Genomic DNA, 20,883 nt, shown 5'->3' on the forward strand with positions numbered 1-20,883 from the left:
AGGCGCAAACGCCCAGAAGGGGGTCTGTTGAGACAGTAGTTTAAGGCAAACTATGGTGTGTGAAAGCACCCAGAAAGTGATCGGTAGGGGCGATTGTGGAAGGCGATCGGTGGGTGGTGAGAGGATGAGTGGATGAGGGCGATCGGTGGCGGCATCCAGCTAACACGTCATGGCAGCGGACTGCTAGTTCAAGCTGGTGGTGTGGCATAGTCCCTGACAGCCGCTGCACTTCACCGTTAGCTGGCTTCGCTTCTGGGTTGGGACGTACCCAAAGCCTACTAATTGAATCTTGGTATCGTATATCACTGGCTCAGGTTTGGATTTCCCGATTCAGCAGCAATACTTGTATCCTTGCCAACCTTTGGATAAGCTGTTGACCAAGCATCTATGGCAGTTTCATGAAATTTGAAATTCCTACACCGCTTGGATTTACGGTTAGAACATCTGAGGAGTATTGGCAACGGCTGATCATCAAGCATCCTGATATTGAGGAGTTGGAGGATTTTGTTCGATTAGCTCTTTCTACACCAGACGAGGTTCGACGCAGTAGCCGAGATGCAGGAGTATTATTGTTTTATCGGGTACGGCGAGAAGAACGTTGGGTTGTTGCGGTAGCACGACGCTTAAATGGAGATGGGTTCTTAATCACTGCTTACCAAACTGATGCCATTAAAGAGGGGGAAACAGTGTGGCTCAAATAAAGGTATTTTATGAACCAGAAACAGAGCTGTTAAGCGTATTTTGGCAAGTTCCACGAAGAAGCCAAGTTGCGACAGAACTTGGAGATGGGGTGGTTTTGTTCAAGGATGGGGTGAGTGGAGAGCCAATTGGTTTAGAAATACTGTCATATCGTCCTGGAGACGCTCGCTTTGATGCTGTCAGTGTTGAGATAGGACGGGTCGGTTCGATGCAACCAGCCAGCTAACACTGCGTGGCAGCGGACGGATAAAAGTTACTGGTGCTGAGTTTAAGGTAATCTGCCGCCGCTGCACTTCACCGTTAGCTGGCTCTATCACGTCTGTGGGACATGCACAAAGCTTCCCTGTTCTCCGAAAGCTCAAGCTAAATTAATCTCGTTAACAAGTTGTAAAACGCTGTTATACAAAGGTTCTGCAACCCAAAATCCAGCTTCATTAATCAACGCATCCAATAGCGGTCTCACCTCAGCAATCAAGCCTTTACTTTTCGCTTCGACTAAGATTCCCAAGATACCTGTGTAGCGAAGATTCAGCCTGCTAGCAACTAACCGACCTCGGCGTTCATCAATTAAAACTTGATCAGCTTGAATCTCGACTGCTAGAGCGATCGCTTCTGCTTCTCCAATATCAAGTTCACTACTCAGTGCTTCGACAAGGGTGCAATCGCTAACAGCACAAGTTTGAATCCAGTCAAAGGTTTGTACTTCAGTCGCACCTGCAACAGAAAAATTGGGGTCAGTTAATTCTCGATAAACAGCTTCGGGAATAAAAACCGTTCCATACAGTTGATTAAGAAGATGAAGATGATTGATTGCAGCAAGGTTGTTGATGGGTGATGTGTCACTGACGACAATCACAATCTGCCCATCTCCCGCAGGTTTTGAATATCCTGCTCAAAATCCTCTACTCCATAATGTACTGGGATATGGCGGCTGGCGAGTAGGTGCTGAAAGGCAACACGGTGCATTCCCGCAAAACGACTGGCTTGAGCAAGGGTAAGCTTTTCCTGTTGAAAGAGCATAATAGCAATTTCCTGACGCATTTCAGCCTCAGTCATGCGAGTTGCAGTTAAAATTTCGTCAGGGACAATAACGCTCATGGCTAAATTCCTCGCTGCTACTCCTACTATTTTATGCTTCTAAGGCAGCAAATGTCTGTGTTCCGCCCGAGCCAGCTAACACTGCGTTGGTGCGGACGGTAAAGGGGCGATCGGTTGGTATAGTAGAGTTCTGCCGCCGTTAAACTGTGCCGTTAGACCTCCAAGTAGTGAAATTGTTTTTCAAACCGTAGTTTTATGGCTTTTAGTGAAAAGACAAAGTTGCTCGCGAAACATAAGTCGGCATTCAGATGCTGTCTCTGCCATAAGCCCTTTGTGGAGATTCACCACATCACTCCTCAAGCAGAGGGTGGAGCAGATAAACTAGATAATGCTGCTCCTTTGTGTTCTTCCTGTCATGATCTTTACGGAGGTAATCCAGAGAAGAGAAAGACGATTCGGCAGATGAGGGATTATTGGTGGGATTTGATTGAGAGGAGACGCAAAAACCTTACAGAAACACTCGACATAGACAAATTCTGCGAAGTTTCAACAGATAAAAACTGGGAAGGAGTACTTCGGTCAAAAGGAATTGCGCTCTATCATGCAGTGTTTGAAAAGGAAGGTTTTGACGATAGTGTTGGGCATATCCACAGGTTGCTCAAAAGCGCTCAGGATAATACTCCCAACCAGAAAAGATTTCTCTTTCTTGATATAGATGGTCATAGGAATGAAAATGGAGGGTTTGATCATGATATGTACGAACTTCAACGACATTTTTTGTTGGGTTTTCTAGCTCCGTACTTCACTGAGATCCATATGCCTTTAGGGGTTATTAAAAATGAGAAGGCACAGAAGAATGATATTCCAGAAAGAATTGAGATTTTTGAAGACCTAAATCAGGAATCCATCAATGAAGCAATTGATAAAGGTGTATCTAGTATTTGGGTTGCAGATAAAGATAAATTGATGACATTTGAATAATGTTGATTGCAAAGAGGTCTAACAATCCCGTTGCACGCCGACCGTATCGAGACCCTTCGTTGAGTCCGAGAGGTTACTTGCTGCCGCTGAAGGGAAACGTTAGCTGGCTTCGTTTGGTGGGGTGGGGCGTAGTTGTCAATTTGTCTGTGAGATTTTGTCTGTGAGATGCCATGGTTCTTCGAGAACGATCGCAGCAAGCAAATCATCGTGGCGTTATCTAAATTTTCATTAGATGGAAAAGTAGCTTTAGTGACGGGAGCAGGGCGAGGACTTGGGCTAGAAATCGCTAAGTTACTTGTCGAGATGGGTGCGTGCGTCATCGTGAATGGACGAGATCCAGAACGGCTTCATCAAGCAGTCAAGGTAATCAAATTAATAGGCGGTGCAGTTTCTCCACTCCCCTTTGATGTCACAGACGAGATTGCTGTTCAAAACGCATTTATTGAAATCCGAGAAAAGTACGGTGGGTTAGATACTCTCATCAACAATGTAGGAATGCGCGATCGTCGTGGATTCTTCGAGTTTGAGATGGATGCAGTCCGTCAACTAATCAATGCTGATTTAATTGCACCCTTCAATCTTTCACGAGAAGCCGCTCGGCTCATGAGGGGAAAAGGCGAGGGGAGGATTATCAACATTACGTCGATCGCGGGGCAAATTGCAGATGCAGGAGATGCTGTTTACACAACTGCAAAAGGAGGACTCGAAGCGTTAACTCGCACACTTGCCGCTGAACTTGGAGCTTTCGGAATTACGGTTAATGCAGTTGCTCCAGGGTTCTTTGCAACAGAGAGTAATGCTGAAGTAGTTGCTGATCCAGACATTGCAGAATGGTTGAAAAAACGAACTTCGCTCGGTCGTTGGGGAGATCCACAAGAAGTTGCAGGTGCAGTTGTGTTCTTTGCTTCACCAGCCGCATCTTACATCACAGGTCAAGTTTTAGCAGTGGATGGTGGCTACCTTGCTCATTTCTGATGTTCCAGCCTAAAATTGCAGTGTAGCCAGCCAGCTAACATAAATCACGTTGCAGCGGACAGTTGAGAGTCTTTTCGTCTAGCGTTCAAAGTCTTTGCGCTGCCGCTGAACGCAATCGTTCGGCGGGAGAGGTTCGTCCCGCGGGAGGCGCGACATGGAGACAGATGCGAGCGACAACCACGGTGCTGCAACCAGCGAGAGGGGTGCCCGCCTCAGGTCGTTCCTGGACCTCGTTCGCGGCCGCCGCTCGACACGCCACTTCCGCCCCGATCCGGTGCCGCCGGACCTCCTGAACGAACTGCTGGAGGCCGCGCGGTGGGCCCCGAGCGGCTTTAACCTCCAGCCGACTCATTTCGTGGTCGTGACCAGCCCGGAGTCCAAAGCGAAACTGTACCCTGCGTGCGGGGAGCAACGCCAGGTGTTGGAGGCCGGCGCGACCGTCGTGTTCACCGGTGACCGGCGCGTCGCCGAGAACCACCTCGACCGGGTCTTGAAACAGGATCGTGAGGCCGGCGCCATCAACGAGGCCTACGAGCAGATGCTGCGGAAGAACGTCCCATTGCTCTTTCACGAGGGGCCGCTCGGGATCAGCCGATTCTGGAAGGCGGCGTTCGAGGCGGTGGCTGGGCAATTCGTTTTCGTCCCTGGGGTACAGGCGGCTCACAAGAGTTTCTGGCTGGGGAAGCAGGTGTGCCTGTCGGCGATGGCGTTCATGCTCGCGGCTCAGGCCGCGGGCCTGGCTAGCTGCCCGATGGAGGGCTTCCGCGAATGCTGGGTCCGGCGGGCGTTGGGCATCCCCTCCGACCAGCTCGTGGTGCTCGTCGTTGCAGTTGGTTATCCCAACGACTCCACCCCGAGGCGAACTCGCCTGCCGCTGGACGGGCGGGTGCATCACAATGGGTGGTGACGAGGGAAGGGCCCAACTTCAGCTGGTCAGCGACATCCGCCGAACCAGGCGCTGCAGCAGACCGGGGTCGCAGGGAGGCGTTTCGTGGATAGTAGGTAACTCGGTGTTCCCGGCTGCTGAGCTGTGTCGTTAGCTGACTTCGTTGTTTGTTGGGTGATGTTCAGAAAGGCTACCTGCTGGTATCTGAGTAGACTGGTTCTTGCGCTTCCGGTATAACTGAGGTATAACCAAAGTGTAGAACTTACAGCTAAGGTCACTATGAAAACTGCGATTTCGCTTCCAGATTCAGTGTTTGAACAGGCGGAAGCACTCGCTCAGCAGTTAGGGTTGTCGCGTAGCGAGCTTTATACAAAAGCGTTACAGGCGTATTTGAAAAGGTACAACCGCGATCAAATCTTGCTCAAGTTGAACCAAGTTTATTCTAGAGAGTCCTCTGAACTTGATCCAGTAATGGCAAGAATGCAGTTTATGTCCTTGCCCCGCGAGGATTGGTAATGTATCGGGGAGAAATTTGGTGGGCGAATTTACCCAATCCAGTAGGTTCAGAACCCGGATATCGCCGTCCCGTCTTAGTGATTCAAGATGATACTTTCACTCAAAGTCGTATTAGAACAATTATTGTTGTCATCATTACCTCAAATGTCCAGTTGGCAGAAGCGCCGGGCAATGTGCTATTACCTCGTGAGGTATCCGGTTTACCGAGAGATTCCGTTGTAAATATCTCTCAGATTTTCACAGTTAATAAAACATTCTTGGTTGAGCGTGTTGGTGCGTTACCCGATTATTTACAGGAGGAGGTAGATGAAGGTTTACGAACAATTTTGTATCTCTAGCGACACCATCTGACAAGTCGCTGCACCGGAACGCTGCAAGCTGGTTGGTTGAGTCACAAAAGTTATCTGCGTCCGGTGAGCTTGGTCGTTTAACACGATGTGTAATTTTCAAACAAGGAACTTTATGATAATAGTTCAATCTCCTAATACGATTCCAAACACTCCCCACGTTTCTGTGCGCGACTGGTCAGTTCAGTGGCGATCGATCGCCCAAGATTGGCGCTGGTTCTTTACATTCATTGCCATCGGCAGCTTCAGCAGTGCCATTGCGGTCATAGCCTGACGATAGGAATTGTCTGGCGACTGCTGAGTAAGGTGGCAACTTGGACGATCGCCCTCACGCTGGTGCATCTCTGGTTTGTCCGCTGCTTGTCGGATCACCATAAGGCTCCATGAATGTAAACCGTCTTGTAATGTATGACTATCTGTCGTTTGACGCCGTGGATCATCTTAGACAGGATGGGAAATGAATTTGTGTGCTGAATGAGAGGAGATTACTTTGAAACGGTTATTGTCACGGTTATTGTCAATTGTTTTACCGACGATCGTTTTGATGACAGTTCTGCTGGCTGGGGTATTTGTCCCTCCAGCCTTAGCGGATGCCGACATTGCCAGCGGAGCAAAAGTCTTCAGTGCGAATTGTGCGGCTTGTCATATCGGCGGTGGAAATCTAGTAAATGCGACTAAAACGCTGAAGAAAAGTGACTTAGAAAAATATGAAATGGCATCGCTGGATGCGATCAAAACCCAGGTCACGAATGGTAAAGCTGCTATGCCTGCCTTCAAAGGACGGCTAACCGATCAACAGATCGAAGACGTAGCGATGTATGTTCTAGACCAAGCAGAGAAAGGCTGGTAACAGCCACTCTGTTGAAAGCGCATAGGAGAATCGATCGGGCATAGTTCACAATTCTCAATTTTGAGTCCGTGACATCCCAAATTTGATTCTCCGTGCGTTCGTATTGTTGGTTTAACGTTTCTTGAGAAAAACAGATTCTTACTCGTCGCTGCCGGTTACTTTATTCACCAAATCCTTAGCGCCTTGTACAATTCCGCCTTCTTCAGGATGTTCTTCAAAATATTCATTGACTTCTCTCTCGTATTCTTTCTCAACACCCATTTTGGGATCTTCGGTAATTTCAGTCGCTTCTTTGTACGCTTCCTGCCGGTCCTTCATCGATTGATCTTTTCTAATTTCATTTAAATACTCTTCAGGGGAGGAAACGGCGTAGCTGGGTTGCATAGCCAAGCTAAACCAACCCAACACATTCAGTAAGCTGACGCACATAATCACAAGAAAAGCTTTGCGAACCACTTGCCATAGAGAAGACATAACGTGTTGCATACAGAAAACTCCTAATAATTCTTGAAATCGCGTAATTTGGCAGCTTGTTTAAGCAATAAACAGCAATCCACTGTGCATAAACGGTATGAACCGATACAGCGCTAGACAGGATTTTATGGAGCTACCTAGTCTAAAACGTCTACCTCAAGACACATCTTTTTTCTTAAGGTTTTTTAACTAGCCACAACCGTTGTTCAATGTCTTCAGGATCGGTTCGATCTTCGTAAATCAGCGTTAGTTCGTACCCCCGTCGCCGCAATATTTTCTTGGTCAGTTCTTCGGGATTGAGTAGGAAAATGGGATCATAGGCTTCGGCTTGCTTGAACTTAAACTTCTTTGGCTCTAGCGATAGCATTAGTTTGACATCGGGATCAAGCCAGTTGCTGAACGCTAGCGTGTCGGTCGGAGAACCATCACTCAAAACGATCGGGTTGTCCGTTCGGTTGATCATCTCGCTGACGATTGGATAGTAGCTGCTGCGAGGAACACTTTTGTTCCACCATACTACCGATTGCGAACTGACAATGGCAGCGGCAATGCCGTTAAAAACGATGAACACCATCACCATCCACCAAGCCTTCTGCTTCCAGTTTTTTGTCCAAACGGCTTGGGTAGCAAACAGGTAGGCTAGCGCAATTTGAATGCCCGTAAAGTAGGGAAACAAGTACCGAATCCGCAGCGATCGTCGTCCGCCCCAAATCAGATCTGGCAGCGCCAGCCCCCAGAATGAAACAGCCACTAGAATCAAAATGAAGAGGCTCGATCTTCTGGGAGCATGCCGATAGAGATAGACCAGGGCAAACACAGCCAGCAGCACCATGATGAAATTGGCTCCGCCCAGTTCCCGATTCAGCAACACTTGGCTAAAGCTGAGAAACCAGCGGTTTAGCATATAGTCGAGAGAATACCCTCCAGTGAGTGAAGCGGTTGATTGCTTTACCTTCTCAATATTGATGAAAAATAACGTCACCCATGGGATAAAGCTGAGAAAGGCCAGACTGGCTGTTAGCAAATACGCAAGCGTTGTACGGGTGAAGCGCCACTTTTCCATCACGAAAACGTATAGACCGTGGGCGATCGCCACTAATCCAAACAGCAGTTGCGTATACAGACCCAGCGCTACTGATACGCCGTAGACAGCCCAGCGTTTGCGGGTTGGTTGACGCAAGGCACGCAGCAACAGCGCACTCGACAGCAAAATCATCACCGTCCACAGACTGTAGGGTCGGGCTTCTTGAGCATAGGGAAGATGTAACGGCGAAATGGACACCAAGGCGATCGCCAACCATCCAACTCGGGCCGACTGAAATAACTCCCAACACAACCAGTAAAGACAAGGAAACACGAAAACACTGAAAATAGCGGCTAAACAACGCATCGTCGCCACAGAATGCCCCACCCAGCCTATCCACAAGCGCGACAACATGAAGTAGAGCGGCGCATGTTCTGCCGTGCCCATCAAGGCATTCATTGTGTCGCCCCAGGTTTTTTCCGGGCTAAGCTGTTGATATTGGCGCAGAGTTTCTACGGTAATCACGCTGCCAGTGAAGGTTTCCTCCACCATTTCGGTTCGAGTGTAGCCGAGCGATCGCAACGATGAGTTGACTTCATCGATCCAATACACTTTCTTATCGAGGTTATAGAAGCGAAAAAAAATTCCCAAAATTAACACCCCAATCACGGCAATCCGAAACCAGTTGGGCGATGATTGCATTGTCCAACATTCGCGCCAAACGTTCGGCTTGTGTTCCGGTGGTTGATATTTGGGTTGATTATTTTGTTGATTATTTGGTGGATCACCCAATCGATCGCCCATCACTGCCATACACTACCATCACTACAACACACCAAGACGGCTATCTATCGGTGCCAGGTTGCCTGTTTACTGAGATCCACAAAAGTTTACCGGATTCTGACTAAACAGCCAAATTTAGGCAATAGCATTCCATGGAACGGCATTGGCAATAGCCCATTAGGTAAACACAGAGGTGATCTCACTCTCAACTACAAGAGTCTGGACACTTGCGTCCCGAACCGTCCTCATTCCCCAACCCCTGCGCTTAAACAGGGCGACAGGGTGCTAGATCAACGTTCCGCGCTCACCGTGGCAGAGGAATTGAGGGTGAGGGCTAAAGGGGGTCAGCGGTTTCACAAACACTGTCCGAAGAATTGAATAAAAACACAGTACACTCTAGGTTACACAGTGTTCAACAGGGGCTATGGGTGCCAGTTTAGCTCGATTCAAGCTACCTCATTGGCAGATTTGGTTACAAACGCTAGCGGTTCTGGTATTGCTTTGCCTAGAACTGTTGCTAGACGGCAATATGGGCGAAGTGGGGTGGAATGAAATTGATGTGTTGCCTCTCGCCAGACAGTTTGTGCAGCCGCATTGGGTCGCAAACGATTGGTACTTGAATCAACCAGCGGGGTATCGGCTGTTGTTTCAAGCAACATTTGGTTGGCTGGCGGCCGCGTGGGGATTTTTGGCTGCATCTATTCTAGGGCGGTTGGTTTGTTACAGTTTGTTCGCCTTCGGTTTAGTGTGGCTAGGGCGGTGGTTAGGTCTAACGTTACCCTTACTGTTGCTAGCCTTGATTCTCTATCTGCACAGCGGCTGCGATCGGTTTTTGCTCGATCGCTGTGCCTATGACCAAGGAGCCATTGCCGGAGAGTGGATGGTTGGGTCTTTAGAAGCCAAAGCGGTTGCCTATAGTTTACTGCCGCTGGCGATTGGGTGGCTTTTGGCGGGGCGCTATCGGGCTGCTGCCCTGTTGTTGGGGCTAATGACCTCGTTTCATGTCTTGGTGGGCGGTTGGGCGTTTTTGGTGAGCTTGGGCTGGATTTTGCTACATCGCCGTACCTATCCAAAGTCCAGTGATTATCTTGGTTCCAGTCTTTTGCTCTACATTGCAGCCAGTGGATTTGCCATTCCAGCCGTTAGTCAACAGTTAACCGCAACGCCTCCAACAACTCCGCTAGCTCCCTCTTACATCTATGTGTTTTTGCGGCTAGCGCACCACCTCAATCCCCTATCGTGGTCGTCAGAGGAATGGATTCGTCCGATCGTCTTGCTCATACTATTCGGTGGTTGTGTGGTCGTGTTACACCAGCAGCGGCGATCGGCTCAACCTATGGCTCAAGACCAGATCACCTCAGCGTTCCGGTTGGCATGGTTTGTCGGGATGGCGCTGATTCCATTTGGAGTGGGATTAGTAATTGCGCCGTTCGATGCGGAAGGTCGTTGGCTGCAATACTACCCATTTCGATTGGGCGATGTACTATTGCCCTTGGGAACCTGTTTACTATTGGCCTGTGTGCTGCAACACTCAATTGGGGTTTGGTGGCCGCGATCGTTCCGACTTGCTAGTATTCTGTTGCTTGGACTCAGCCTTGGCTTGGCAGTCCCGAATTTCTATCAGCAAGTTTTGGACGTGGAAGCATTTCCGGCTGAAGTGCAAGGGGTCGATCCTGCTTGGCGAAATTTCACTCGTTGGATTCGTCGCGAAACGCCCAGACAAGCGGTTATTATTACACCGCCAGTTGAGTTCGCCAATTTTACCTGGTTGACCAGACGCCCAACAATCGCCAAGTTCAAGTTTCTGCCACAAAATCCGGCTGGTATTGTGGAATGGCACGAGCGGTTAACAAATTTGGGGGGGGGAGACGCTGTTTGGACAGTGACAACATCAACTACTGATCCTCGCGATGCGATCGAAGACCGGCTGACGGCTGGCTACTATCAACTGACAACAGCGCAAGTGCAAGCATTAATGCAGCAATACCAAGCTAGTTTTTTTGCGACCCAGCGCCAACATCAACTGGATCTACCGATCGCTTATCGTAATCGCGAGTATGTCCTTTATGCCAAAAGATAAGAATTGCAAATTCCGGCGCTAGCATTTACTAAGTTTTGTAACTTCAAGAATTCCTCAAATTTTATGTGTAGCTTTATAAGGAAGCTTGTTCCAGAAGAGTTTCCCAACTCCTGACGGTTGCCTCTGGTATTGGACTATAAACCTGATTAACTGACAAACCTTGCGCCGCCCTCTTGAAGTCCCTTCGCTCTGTGTGAGAGAGGATGGAGGGGTGGAGGGAAAAGAGTGATCAGTTAACCAAATGATGAACTTGTACGCTGTTGACCGCAACGCTGTTTGAAATTTGTCAATCTCCTCTTACAATCTCCTCTTAATTGAAGGATTATTCATGGCTAACGTAGATGCAATGGGTTCCTCGATCGTTGAAATTCAGGAAACAGAAACGACGTTGGTTGTTACCGCCCAAATTCCTGCAATTGCGGCTGAGAATTTAGGCATTCGGGTTGCTCCAAATGCGTTATTGCTTTGGGGCGAACAGATGGAACGAGTCACTATCGAAGGCTACTGCGATTTTTCCTATCCAGCCATAGAATTTCGGAAACTTATTTCGTTACCCCATGCAGTTCAACCGGAAACCGCCAGCATCAGGTTGCAAGCAAATGCACTTGTTCTGACATTTCTTAAATAATTTCCCATCAGGTTTTCGAGCACTTTGTCTAATGTTTGCTGTCTAATGTTTGCCCAGCAACTTGTCGCGCAAATGCTTAATCCGATCGCGCAATTTGGCCGCTTCTTCAAATTCTAAATCTTTGGCGGCTTGTTTCATCTCTGCTTCTAGTTTGACAATTAAATCAGGAATGTTTTCTAAGGGCAGATCATCGGCCTGTTCATAGGCTTGCTCGAGTTCCTGAGCGGTGAGGCGACGAGACACCTCCAGGAATTGAAGAATTGAGTTGTTGGAGCGCTTAACAATCGGTTGTGGAGTAATGCCGTGCTTTTCGTTGTACTCGAGTTGAATTTTGCGGCGACGTTCAGTCTCGCTGATAGCCCGAGCCATGCTGTCTGTGAGATTATCGGCATAGAGAATGGCTTGACCGCGCACATGCCGTGCTGCTCGTCCAATTGTCTGAATCAGCGATCGTTCAGCCCGCAAGAAGCCCTCTTTATCGGCATCCAGAATCGCCACTAGAGAAACTTCCGGTAAATCCAAGCCTTCCCTCAATAAGTTCACTCCAATCAGCACATCAAATTCACCTTGACGTAAATCTTGTAGAATTTCAATGCGTTCGATCGAATTAATTTCGGAGTGTAAATAGCGGACTCGAATAGCTCGCTCTTGCAGATATTCAGTTAAGTCTTCTGCCATTCGTTTTGTTAGCGTTGTGACAAGTGTGCGTTCATTCTTCTGTACTCGCTCTTGCACTTCATGCAACAAATCGTCAATTTGTCCGTCTGTATTGCGTACAAAGATTTCCGGATCAACCACACCTGTTGGGCGAATCACCTGCTCTACCACGCGCCCCGTCCCAGGTACATAGGTTTTAATTTCGTTCTTGCCTTCTCCTACTACATCAAACTTGCCATCCGAGACTTCTAACTCCCAGGTACCCGGTGTCGCTGACACAAAGATACACTGATTGACCTTTTCCCAAAATTCTTCTGATTTTAGCGGACGATTGTCAGCGGCACTGGGCAAACGAAATCCGTGTTCAATCAGCGTCAGTTTACGCGATCGATCGCCATTGTACATGCCTCGAATCTGTGGAATTGTCACATGCGATTCATCAATTACCAGCAGCCAATCTTTGGGAAAATAATCGATCAAGCATTCGGGTGGTGAGCCGGGTAAGCGTCCTGCTAAGTGTCGGGCATAGTTCTCTACGCCGTTGCAGTAACCCACCTCTCGCAGCATCTCTAGATCGTAACGAGTGCGTTGCTCCAATCGTTGTGCTTCTAGTAATTTATTATCTTTTTCAAGTTCTTCTAAGCGGTCTTTTAACTCTTGTTCGATCGCGTTGCAGGCTTCCTCTAGGCGATCGTCTGGCGTAACAAAGTGACGAGCCGGATATACATTCAAGGCATCCATACTTTGCAGCGTTTCTCCAGTGATTGGATCGATGTAGCGAATGGCATCAATTTCGTCACCAAAGAACTCAATCCGAATAATTCGATCTTCATAAGCTGGGCCAATTTCCAGCACATCTCCTTTGACGCGAAACTTACCGCGCCCCAAATCTAAATCATTGCGCTCGTATTGCACCGAAGCTAGGTCGCGTAAAATCTGCCGCTGATCGACTTCCATGCCCACTTTGAACGGAATCGACGCATTCAAATATTCTGACGGAATCCCCAAACCGTAGATGCAGCTAATCGACGCCACTACAATTACATCTTTGCGTTCAAACAGCGATCGAGTAGCCGAGTGCCGCAACATGTCGATCTCGTCGTTGATCGATGCGGTTTTTGCAATATAGGTATCGGTGACGGGAATGTAGGCTTCCGGCTGGTAGTAATCGTAATAGCTAATGAAATATTCAACAGCATTGTCAGGAAAGAACTCGCGCAACTCGTTGCACAACTGGGCTGCTAGGGTTTTGTTGTGGGCCAACACAAGGGTGGGTTTGCCAACGTTCTGAATTACCCGTGCTACAGTGTGGGTTTTTCCAGTTCCCGTTGCACCTAGTAAGGTTTGATATTGCTGTCCATCCTGAATATATTTCGTCAGTTTTCTAATCGCTTTGGGCTGATCGCCAGTCGGTTCAAAGGGCGCTTTAATGTTGAACTCTGACATAGTGGGTGTGGGGCGTTGGAAGGAAAGCGTTCGCAGTGAGCTATTGTCGATCGTAGCGATTTTTCCCTGACTTTGCTGTGCAGGCGATACCAACTTGCAAGACAACTTGCAAGATATGATGGCTACAGTGCTCCGTTCATAAATTTTATTGCTTAGTTCCTAGCACCGATGTTGATTTCCTCTACCGTTTCCCCCCCTTCTCTCGAAGAGTTTATGAACTGTCCAATCGATCGGCTGAAATGGATTGATGGGCATCTTATCGAAGAAGTGCCACTGACTAGCAAAACTAAACGCATTCAGGCAAGACTTGCTCGCCATTAATGATTTAATCTCCTAAAAACGTGCTGTTCTACTTTTATTGCCGAATCTATTAAAGGTATGCGTTGTTTTACGGCTTGGTTTCTTAAAGTCTGGTCAACTATCATGACCTTCGGTGTTGGGTTAATCAGAAGGTTGAGGACTACAGCGCTGACTGCTTGGGTACGGCGAGGATTGGCGATCGGGCTGGCAATGGGGCTGGCAATGGGACTAGGAAGTTGTAGCATTGGGCAAATGCGATCGGCGGAGGCACGAGTGCCGCAGATTGTATCAGCCACATCCAGTGATCCCTCTACATTTAACTACGCGCTGAATGATTCGCTTTACTCTAACGCGGTCTTCAGCTTGATTTTCACCGGACTGCTCGAAACTAATGGTGTCACGGGGGATCTCGAACCCGGATTAGCCGAAGCCTGGGAGGTGGCTCCGGACAACAAACGCATTGTGTTTACCCTGCGCGAGGGGTTGCGATGGTCGGACGGAGAACCACTGACAACGGATAATGTGGTGTTCACGTTCCAAGATATCTACCTGAACGAAGCCATTGCCAGTGGTGTGCGCGATATTCTGCGCATTGGAGACACTGGGGCGTTTCCGTCGGTGCGCAAGCTGGACGATCGCCGCGTTGAATTTGTCACCCCCGAGCCGTTTGCTCCCTTTTTGCGCTACAGCAGTGGTCTACCCATTCTGCCGGCTCATGTGCTGCGCGAGTCAGTCCAGACAAAAGACGCTAACGGCAATCTCAAATTTCAATCTATCTGGACTGCCGACACTGATCCCCAAAAAATTATTGGTAGTGGACTCTACACCATGGAGAGCTATGCCCCTGGTCAGCGCGTGGTGTTTCGCCGTAACCCCTACTACTGGCGGCAAGATGCGCAGGGCAACCCGCAGCCCTATATTGAGCGCATTATTTTGCAGGTGATTAGTTCAGAGGATAGTCAACTGCTGAGTTTTCGATCGGGTGAACTTGACAGTCTCAGCGTCAAGCCTGAACAGTTTCAATTGCTGAAGCTAGAGGAAGAGCGAGGCGGCTATAGCATCTATAACGGTGGGCCAGAGACCGGCAGCCGATTCGTTGGCTTTAACCTTAACAAAGCCAGCGATCAAAATGGCAAGCCGTTTGTTGATCCGATCAAATCGCGCTGGTTTAATACGCTAGAGTTTCGGCAGGCCGTGGCTCATGCTATCGATCGCCAACGCATGCGAGACACCATCTATCAAGGGCTGGGCGAACTACAAAACTCTCCCCTAGATAGCCAAAATCCCTTTTACCTGTCGCCAGAGCAAGGACTAAAAGTCTATGACTATGACCCAGAGCAAGCCAAGCAGTTACTTCAGCAAGCGGGATTCAAATACAACGTGCTAGGACAACTGGAAGATTGGGACGGCAATCCGGTGCGGTTTGTGCTGCTGGTGCGATCGGAAGAAGTATCTCGCGTGCGAGTAGCCTCACAAATTAAGCAAGACCTAGAGGCGATCGGCATTCGCGTAGATTTACAATCCCTCAGCTTTAATTCGGTGATTCAAAAGCTGCAACGCCGCGACTGGGAGGCCTATGTTGGCGGGTTTGGCGGGGGTGGCATTGATCCCCACAGTGGCTACAATATTTGGTCGAGCCAGGGATCGCTGCACCAATTTAATCAAGGGCCCCTCCCGGGAGAACCGAAAATAACTGGATGGGAAGTCTCAGAGTGGGAGCAGGAAATCGATCGGCTGTTTACTCAGGGGGTGCAAGAACTCGATGAAAGCAAACGACGCGAGATCTACAATCGCTTTCAGCAAATCGCCCAAGAACAATTGCCCTTCATTCACCTGGTAAATCCCCTGACGCTCTCAGCCGTGCGCGATCGGATTCAAGGCGTGGAGTTTACCGCACTGGGCGGAGCCTTCTGGAATTTGTATGAACTGAAAGTAGAGGCAGAGTGAGAAGGTATCTTCCCTACCTCGTCCCCAACCTCCCCAACCCCAATCCGAAAATGTATTGGAAAAAATACCCCACCTAGCGAGTACCAGCGATATGATCGCATCGGAATCGCTTGGTTTCCGGGGCACATCGGTACATCACCGAATCCATCCTGCCTGTAGGAGCCGACACAAGCAAATAGGAAGCGATCGGGCTACTTTCCTGAGTTTATTAACGCAAGCACTGAAGGAAAAAGAGATGGCTGAAAATCTATTGGAACAATTACGCAGAATGACGGTTGTAGTTGCCGATACGGGCGACATCAAAGCGATCGAAAAGTTTAAGCCACGTGATGCAACCACGAACCCATCGTTGATTACGGCAGCGGCGCAAATGCCGGAATATCAAAGCATTGTGGATGAAACATTAAAGCAAGCCAAGCAAGATGCAGGGGCAGATGCAAGCGCTCAAGACGTGGCGTCTTTGGCATTCAAGCGGCTGGCAGTAGCCTTTGGCTTAAAGATTTTGGAAATTATTCCAGGACGAGTTTCCACCGAAGTTGATGCTCGCTTGTCCTACGATACGGAAGCCACGATCGCCACAGCACGGGAACTGATTGGACAGTATGAAGCGGCGGGTATCTCTCGCGATCGCGTGTTGATCAAAATTGCATCCACCTGGGAAGGCATCAAAGCTGCCGAAATTTTGGAGAAAGAGGGCATCCACTGCAATTTGACGCTGCTGTTTGGCTTGCATCAAGCGATTGCCTGTGCCGAAGCAGGAGTGACGTTAATTTCGCCGTTTGTAGGACGAATTCTAGATTGGTATAAAAAAGATACCGGACGCGATAGCTACCCGCCTGCTGAAGATCCGGGCGTGTTGTCTGTGACACAAATCTACAACTACTACAAAAAGTTTGGCTATAAGACCGAAGTAATGGGTGCTAGCTTCCGCAATATTGGTGAGATCATAGAATTGGCCGGGTGTGATTTGCTCACCATTTCTCCGGGGCTATTAGCAGAGTTGCTGTCTACCACAGGTGAGCTATCCCGTAAGCTTGATCCCGACAAAGCCGCCGCCTCGGATGTCGAAAAAATCTCGGTCGATCAAGCTACATTCGAGCAAATGCACGCCGCCGATCGCATGGCTTCTGAAAAATTGGATGAGGGGATCAAAGGCTTTGCCAAAGCGCTGGAAACCTTGGAACAGTTGCTAATTACTCGTCTAGAGCGGCTAGAAGGCAACGAAGTGCTTAACCATGCCGCAGAAGATATGTTCCACGTGTATGACCTCGATGGCGATGGCTTTATCACCCGGGAAGAGTGGCTGGGTACAGATGCCGTGTTCGATGCACTTGATGTGAACAAAGACGGCAAAATTACCCCAGAAGAAATGGGAGCAGGGTTGGGAGCCGTGTTCCAGCTTGTGCAAGTCGCCTAAGTTCAGATTGTAGGGTGGGTGCCTGCCCACCTTACTGGACTGATCTGCTCGGCCCTTGAAAAACCATCATGACTGTTGTAAACATATAAACCACAGCTTCAACTTCATGGTTCCACCCACATCGATCGCCAAAATGCAATACAACAACCATTATCAAAACCTCAGTTTTCTGGCCGATAATCAGTCTGTGGCATCGTTAATTAGCCAGTTGCATCAATACTTCAAGGACTCTACAACCTACTGCCAAATCGATCGCTCGACTCTGATGGGGTTGCTAGAAACTGTCGGGCCTGAGCGAGAGCAGGACGTTCTAAATCAAATTCAAAAGCTGGATACGGAGTTGGCTCTGTTAGAAGTGCTACAAAATTCTCTATCGATTGCCGATCGCATCATTCACACGAAATCGGCAATTACACAATTTGGGTTGGAAAGTCCAGTGTATACGCGGTCAAACCATGCACTCAATCACTCAACCATTAAGGTCTAGCTGAAGACGCTTGAGCATCAGAACGGCTTGTCAGAACTTGTCATCATTTCCTCACTTTTAAAGTATTTGTTGCAAAGTTTTAAGTTTTCAAATCGTTTCCTTGTTTCGATTAAGATAAGCTAGAAGCTGAGTTGTTTAAGGTGAACTCAGCAATGTTCACTTGTGTTTTGTTATATCTATCCTGCCCTCGGTGTCCGTCACCAATATCTGTATCTACTGTATCTACAGCGTTCTACTCTGAAGATTGCTGAGTCGTGCGATCGGTTGTTCATCACGATTCATTGACCACAGTCCGCCTCCAAAATCATGGTTTTTGTCCTCTCTTGTTGCCACTGCCTGTACGGCGATCGTGCAGACAAGCGTGTGCCCATCGGGGCAGCTAATCCTTTCTATTAGAGACGGATAACCCGTCTATTAGAGACGGATAACCTCGACGCAACGGTATTAAAAGCTAACTCAACAATTCATTTTTAACTAACTGGCGTTTTTTGATTTTCCATCTTCAAGTTGGTACAGGTTTCATGACTACACCCAATAACTTGGATTCGGCTGGTTCGCTGTCATCCTTGACCAAGCAAACCTTCCAAACCCTCTCGCGTGATCCCGAAGCAAACGGCAACGGGATCGTACCGCACAGACCTGATGAGGATGCCCTTGATCCCCTTAAAACAGCCACAGGTATTTATATCACTGTGCACGGGCATTTTTACCAGCCACCTCGCGAAAATCCTTACCTGAATGCGATCGAGCGTCAGTCCAGTGCTGCTCCATTTCACGACTGGAATGAGCGCATTCACTACGAATGTTACCGCCCAAATGCCTTTGCTAGAGTCCTGAACGATCGCGAGGAGGTGATTGGGATCGTCAACAATTTTGAATACCTTAGCTTCAACATTGGCCCAACCCTGATGAGTTGGTTGGAACGGCACGATGTTGAAGTGTATCAACGGATTTTGGAAGCCGATCGCAAAAGCTGCGATCGCTTGAATGGACACGGCAATGCCATAGCGCAAGTGTATAACCACATCATTATGCCACTGGCAAATCAGCGCGATAAGCAAACGCAAATTCGCTGGGGCAAAGCCGATTTCCAAGCGCGGTTTGGGCGTGATCCCGAAGGCATGTGGTTAGCCGAAACAGCAGTCGATTATGCCACGCTGGAAGCGTTAGTAGCCGAAGGCATTAAGTTTATTATATTAGCTCCATCCCAAGCACAACGTTGTCGCCCCCTACCCACCGCCGATCGGCCGAATCCCGATTGGATTGAAGTTGGAGGAAGCCAAATTGATCCCGTGCGGCCCTATCGCTGTTATTTAAAAGCCCAGAGAGATCCAACAGTCGAAAATGAAGGAATAACGGATCAGTTAGCCCCTAATTCCCAACTCCCAACTTCCTATATCGACATCTTCTTCTATGACGGTCCGATTTCTCGCGACATGGGCTTCAACGATGTTCTCAGCAGCGCCGACCATTTTACTGGACGCATGACCCAAGCCGTGCGTGGAGATCACCGAACCGCCCAACTAATTGCAGTCGCCACTGACGGCGAAACCTTCGGACACCACAAAGGCGGCACGGAAAAAGCCCTAGCCTACGTATTTACAAATGAATTTCCCCGGCGTGGCTGGACGGTGACAAACTTTGCCCACTATCTCAGCTTAAATCCCCCCACGTGGGAGGTGGAACTGAAACCTGTTACTGCGTGGAGTTGCTCGCATGGGGTCGATCGCTGGCAGGACAATTGTGGTTGTGGTGGCGGTGGCAGTTGGCATCAACGGTGGCGCCGACCGTTACGCGATAGTTTGAACTGGCTGCGGGATCAGTTGGCCAAAGTATTTGAGGAAACAGGGCATAAGTTCTTCCGCGATCCTTGGCAGGCCCGTGATGCTTATATTGCGGTGGTGCTCGATCGCAGCCCTGTTACCATCAATCGCTTTTTTGCCAAACAGCAGGTGCGCAAACTTACAGGAGTCGAAAAAGTGGATGCTCTACGACTGCTGGAAATGCAGCGTCATGCCCTGTTGATGTACACCAGTTGCGGCTGGTTTTTTGATGAACTGTCTCGTCCAGAAGGAACCCAAATTTTGCGCTATGCTGCCCGAGCCATTGAACTGGCGGGGGATGTCGCAGGTGTGCAACTCGAGAAAGGTTTTGTGAAACGGTTGGCAGCGGCTCCCAGTAACGTGGTCGAGTTTTTCCAAACTGGAGCCGACATTTATCGACAGTTGGTGATCCCTGCTCAAGTCAGCCTAGAGCAAGTGGCCGCGCACTATGCCATCACCTCGCTGTTTGCTACCTACCCCCGCGATCAACGAGTATATTGCTATGCTGTGCATCAACTGGATTATCAACTACAACGGCTGGGGACGTTAACGCTGGCGATCGGGCAAATTCAACTCACTTCAGAAATTACCTGGGAGAGCAATCATTTAATTTTTGCTGTGTTGCATTTGGGGGGGTGGGATTTCCACTGCTGCATTCTTTCTTTCCAAGGACGCCGACACTATAGCCAAATGAAAGAGCAGTTGTTTGAAGCCATGCGCCAAGCCAGTGCTGCCCAAACCATTCTGGCCATGAACCGCTTTTTTGGCGATCAGTCCTACAATCTCCAGAGCTTATTTGCAGAAGAGCGCCATCGCATCATGCGCCTATTAAGTCAGGAAACCTTGACACGCTTGGATCAACTCTACACCCAGGTCTATCGCGATAACTACGGTATTTTAATGGCCTTTCATCGCGATGAATTAAACGTACCGCAAGAGCTACAAGTGGCCGCCGAAATTGCCATCAGCCACCGAGCCATTACTTGCCTGCAAGCACTGGAGCGAGAAGTCAGCGATTTGCCGTTAAGCAATCCCTCTCTGGGTCAAACCTATCTGATTGAACTGGAAGCGATCGCCACCGAAGCCGAGCACCTACATTGCCAACTGAAAACTCTAGAAATCAAACAAATTCTAGAGCGGTTAGTGTGGCGCTTGCTATGGGCTGTGTTGACCCACCTTAGCCCTGACACCACCGAAGCAGATCTTCAACTGCTTGATCGCTTGCTGAACTTGGCAGAAAAATTCCATCTGCACCTATCTCTTGATCGAGCACAAGAGCTATTCTTCAAAACTCTGCATAACGTCATTGCCCCACAGCTTGCTATTATCCAACAACCGGCCCTCGCGGGAAGTTCCAATGTCCATTCGTTCAGTGCCGCCCCCATTGAACTCAGTCATTGGACGCCAGCCCAACTACGACAACTGCTTCTGCTGGGGCAACGACTGACGATCGACATAGACTATTGGCTGCGACAGTTAGAGGCGTAGGAAGGTTAGAGGTTGGGAATTAGAGATTAAAGTTGAT

22 protein-coding genes are annotated in these 20,883 nt (G+C 48.8%); 15 read left to right on the forward strand and 7 right to left on the reverse strand.

Going from position 1 to position 20,883, the window contains the following annotated elements:
• Positions 1-40 precede the first annotated feature (40 nt).
• Positions 41-208 (reverse strand): hypothetical protein, encoded by a 168-nt coding sequence (locus OXH18_RS07390; protein WP_268611842.1) that lies wholly within the window; start codon positions 206-208, stop codon positions 41-43.
• Positions 209-398: 190 nt separating this feature from the next.
• On the opposite strand from OXH18_RS07390, the gene OXH18_RS07395 reads away from it, so the two are divergent.
• Positions 399-701 (forward strand): hypothetical protein, encoded by a 303-nt coding sequence (locus OXH18_RS07395; RefSeq protein WP_268611843.1) that lies wholly within the window; start codon positions 399-401, stop codon positions 699-701.
• Positions 689-925, forward strand: coding sequence for a hypothetical protein (locus OXH18_RS07400; RefSeq protein WP_268611845.1), 237 nt, complete (start codon positions 689-691; stop codon positions 923-925). The genes OXH18_RS07395 and OXH18_RS07400 overlap by 13 nt, the downstream gene beginning before the upstream one ends.
• Positions 926-1,057: 132 nt before the next feature.
• Here the strand turns inward: OXH18_RS07400 and OXH18_RS07405 are convergent, their stop codons facing one another.
• On the reverse strand, positions 1,058-1,555 hold the full coding sequence (locus OXH18_RS07405) for a DUF3368 domain-containing protein (RefSeq protein ID WP_268611846.1): 498 nt from the start codon (positions 1,553-1,555) through the stop codon (positions 1,058-1,060).
• A complete protein-coding gene (locus OXH18_RS07410) occupies positions 1,552-1,797 on the reverse strand; it encodes a UPF0175 family protein (RefSeq protein ID WP_268611848.1) in 246 nt (81 codons plus the stop codon). Before OXH18_RS07410 ends, OXH18_RS07405 begins: the two co-directional genes overlap by 4 nt.
• 273 nt (positions 1,798-2,070) lie before the next feature.
• Between OXH18_RS07410 and OXH18_RS07415 the strand changes: the two genes are divergently transcribed.
• The 5 genes from OXH18_RS07415 (at position 2,071) to OXH18_RS07435 (ending at position 5,433) form a co-directional block, all read left to right on the forward strand.
• Entirely contained in the window at positions 2,071-2,718 is a 648-nt protein-coding gene (locus tag OXH18_RS07415; protein ID WP_268611850.1) for an HNH endonuclease, read from the forward strand.
• Between the two features lie 165 nt (positions 2,719-2,883).
• Complete coding sequence (locus tag OXH18_RS07420; RefSeq protein WP_268611851.1) at positions 2,884-3,693, forward strand: SDR family oxidoreductase; 810 nt, start codon at positions 2,884-2,886, stop codon at positions 3,691-3,693.
• Between the two features lie 154 nt (positions 3,694-3,847).
• A complete protein-coding gene (locus tag OXH18_RS07425) occupies positions 3,848-4,600 on the forward strand; it encodes a nitroreductase family protein (protein ID WP_268611852.1) in 753 nt (250 codons plus the stop codon).
• A 258-nt stretch (positions 4,601-4,858) separates the two neighbouring features.
• Complete coding sequence (locus OXH18_RS07430) at positions 4,859-5,095, forward strand: hypothetical protein (protein WP_268611853.1); 237 nt, start codon at positions 4,859-4,861, stop codon at positions 5,093-5,095.
• Complete coding sequence (locus tag OXH18_RS07435) at positions 5,095-5,433, forward strand: type II toxin-antitoxin system PemK/MazF family toxin (protein ID WP_268611854.1); 339 nt, start codon at positions 5,095-5,097, stop codon at positions 5,431-5,433. Before OXH18_RS07430 ends, OXH18_RS07435 begins: the two co-directional genes overlap by 1 nt.
• A gap of 192 nt (positions 5,434-5,625) precedes the next feature.
• On the opposite strand, the gene OXH18_RS07440 is transcribed toward OXH18_RS07435, so the two are convergent.
• Positions 5,626-5,817, reverse strand: coding sequence for a hypothetical protein (locus tag OXH18_RS07440; RefSeq protein WP_268611855.1), 192 nt, complete (start codon positions 5,815-5,817; stop codon positions 5,626-5,628).
• A 169-nt stretch (positions 5,818-5,986) separates the two neighbouring features.
• Here OXH18_RS07440 and petJ point away from each other — a divergent pair, with 169 nt between their 5' ends.
• The gene (petJ, locus tag OXH18_RS07445; RefSeq protein WP_268613141.1) at positions 5,987-6,292 is read left to right on the forward strand and encodes a cytochrome c6 PetJ; all 306 of its coding nucleotides are present in this window, start codon (positions 5,987-5,989) and stop codon (positions 6,290-6,292) included.
• 138 nt (positions 6,293-6,430) lie between these two features.
• Here the strand turns inward: petJ and OXH18_RS07450 are convergent, their stop codons facing one another.
• Together OXH18_RS07450 and OXH18_RS07455 are read right to left on the reverse strand one after the other, a co-directional pair.
• Positions 6,431-6,778, reverse strand: a complete 348-nt coding sequence (locus OXH18_RS07450; protein WP_268611857.1) for a hypothetical protein — start codon at positions 6,776-6,778, stop codon at positions 6,431-6,433.
• Positions 6,779-6,941: 163 nt separating this feature from the next.
• Complete coding sequence (locus OXH18_RS07455) at positions 6,942-8,603, reverse strand: glycosyltransferase family 39 protein (RefSeq protein WP_268611858.1); 1,662 nt, start codon at positions 8,601-8,603, stop codon at positions 6,942-6,944.
• Positions 8,604-8,997: 394 nt separating this feature from the next.
• On the opposite strand from OXH18_RS07455, the gene OXH18_RS07460 reads away from it, so the two are divergent.
• Both OXH18_RS07460 and OXH18_RS07465 read left to right on the forward strand, forming a co-directional pair.
• Complete coding sequence (locus OXH18_RS07460) at positions 8,998-10,653, forward strand: DUF6798 domain-containing protein (protein WP_268611859.1); 1,656 nt, start codon at positions 8,998-9,000, stop codon at positions 10,651-10,653.
• Positions 10,654-10,981: 328 nt separating this feature from the next.
• Positions 10,982-11,281, forward strand: a complete 300-nt coding sequence (locus tag OXH18_RS07465) for an Hsp20/alpha crystallin family protein (protein ID WP_268611860.1) — start codon at positions 10,982-10,984, stop codon at positions 11,279-11,281.
• A gap of 42 nt (positions 11,282-11,323) precedes the next feature.
• On the opposite strand, the gene uvrB is transcribed toward OXH18_RS07465, so the two are convergent.
• Positions 11,324-13,384, reverse strand: a complete 2,061-nt coding sequence (gene uvrB, locus OXH18_RS07470; protein ID WP_268611861.1) for an excinuclease ABC subunit UvrB — start codon at positions 13,382-13,384, stop codon at positions 11,324-11,326.
• Positions 13,385-13,552: 168 nt separating this feature from the next.
• Here uvrB and OXH18_RS07475 point away from each other — a divergent pair, with 168 nt between their 5' ends.
• From OXH18_RS07475 to OXH18_RS07495, 5 genes are all read left to right on the forward strand, one after another.
• On the forward strand, positions 13,553-13,705 hold the full coding sequence (locus OXH18_RS07475; protein ID WP_268611862.1) for a hypothetical protein: 153 nt from the start codon (positions 13,553-13,555) through the stop codon (positions 13,703-13,705).
• 102 nt (positions 13,706-13,807) lie between these two features.
• Positions 13,808-15,631: an ABC transporter substrate-binding protein gene (locus OXH18_RS07480; protein ID WP_268611863.1), complete on the forward strand. Its 1,824-nt coding sequence runs from the start codon at positions 13,808-13,810 to the stop codon at positions 15,629-15,631.
• Positions 15,632-15,866: 235 nt separating this feature from the next.
• Complete coding sequence (locus OXH18_RS07485; RefSeq protein WP_268611865.1) at positions 15,867-17,048, forward strand: transaldolase; 1,182 nt, start codon at positions 15,867-15,869, stop codon at positions 17,046-17,048.
• 106 nt (positions 17,049-17,154) lie between these two features.
• On the forward strand, positions 17,155-17,535 hold the full coding sequence (locus OXH18_RS07490; protein WP_268611866.1) for a hypothetical protein: 381 nt from the start codon (positions 17,155-17,157) through the stop codon (positions 17,533-17,535).
• Positions 17,536-18,056: 521 nt separating this feature from the next.
• A complete protein-coding gene (locus OXH18_RS07495) occupies positions 18,057-20,846 on the forward strand; it encodes a DUF3536 domain-containing protein (protein ID WP_268611867.1) in 2,790 nt (929 codons plus the stop codon).
• Positions 20,847-20,883: the final 37 nt, after the last annotated feature.

It is taken from the genome of Thermocoleostomius sinensis A174 (assembly GCF_026802175.1).
GTDB lineage: Bacteria > Cyanobacteriota > Cyanobacteriia > Elainellales > Elainellaceae > Thermocoleostomius > Thermocoleostomius sinensis.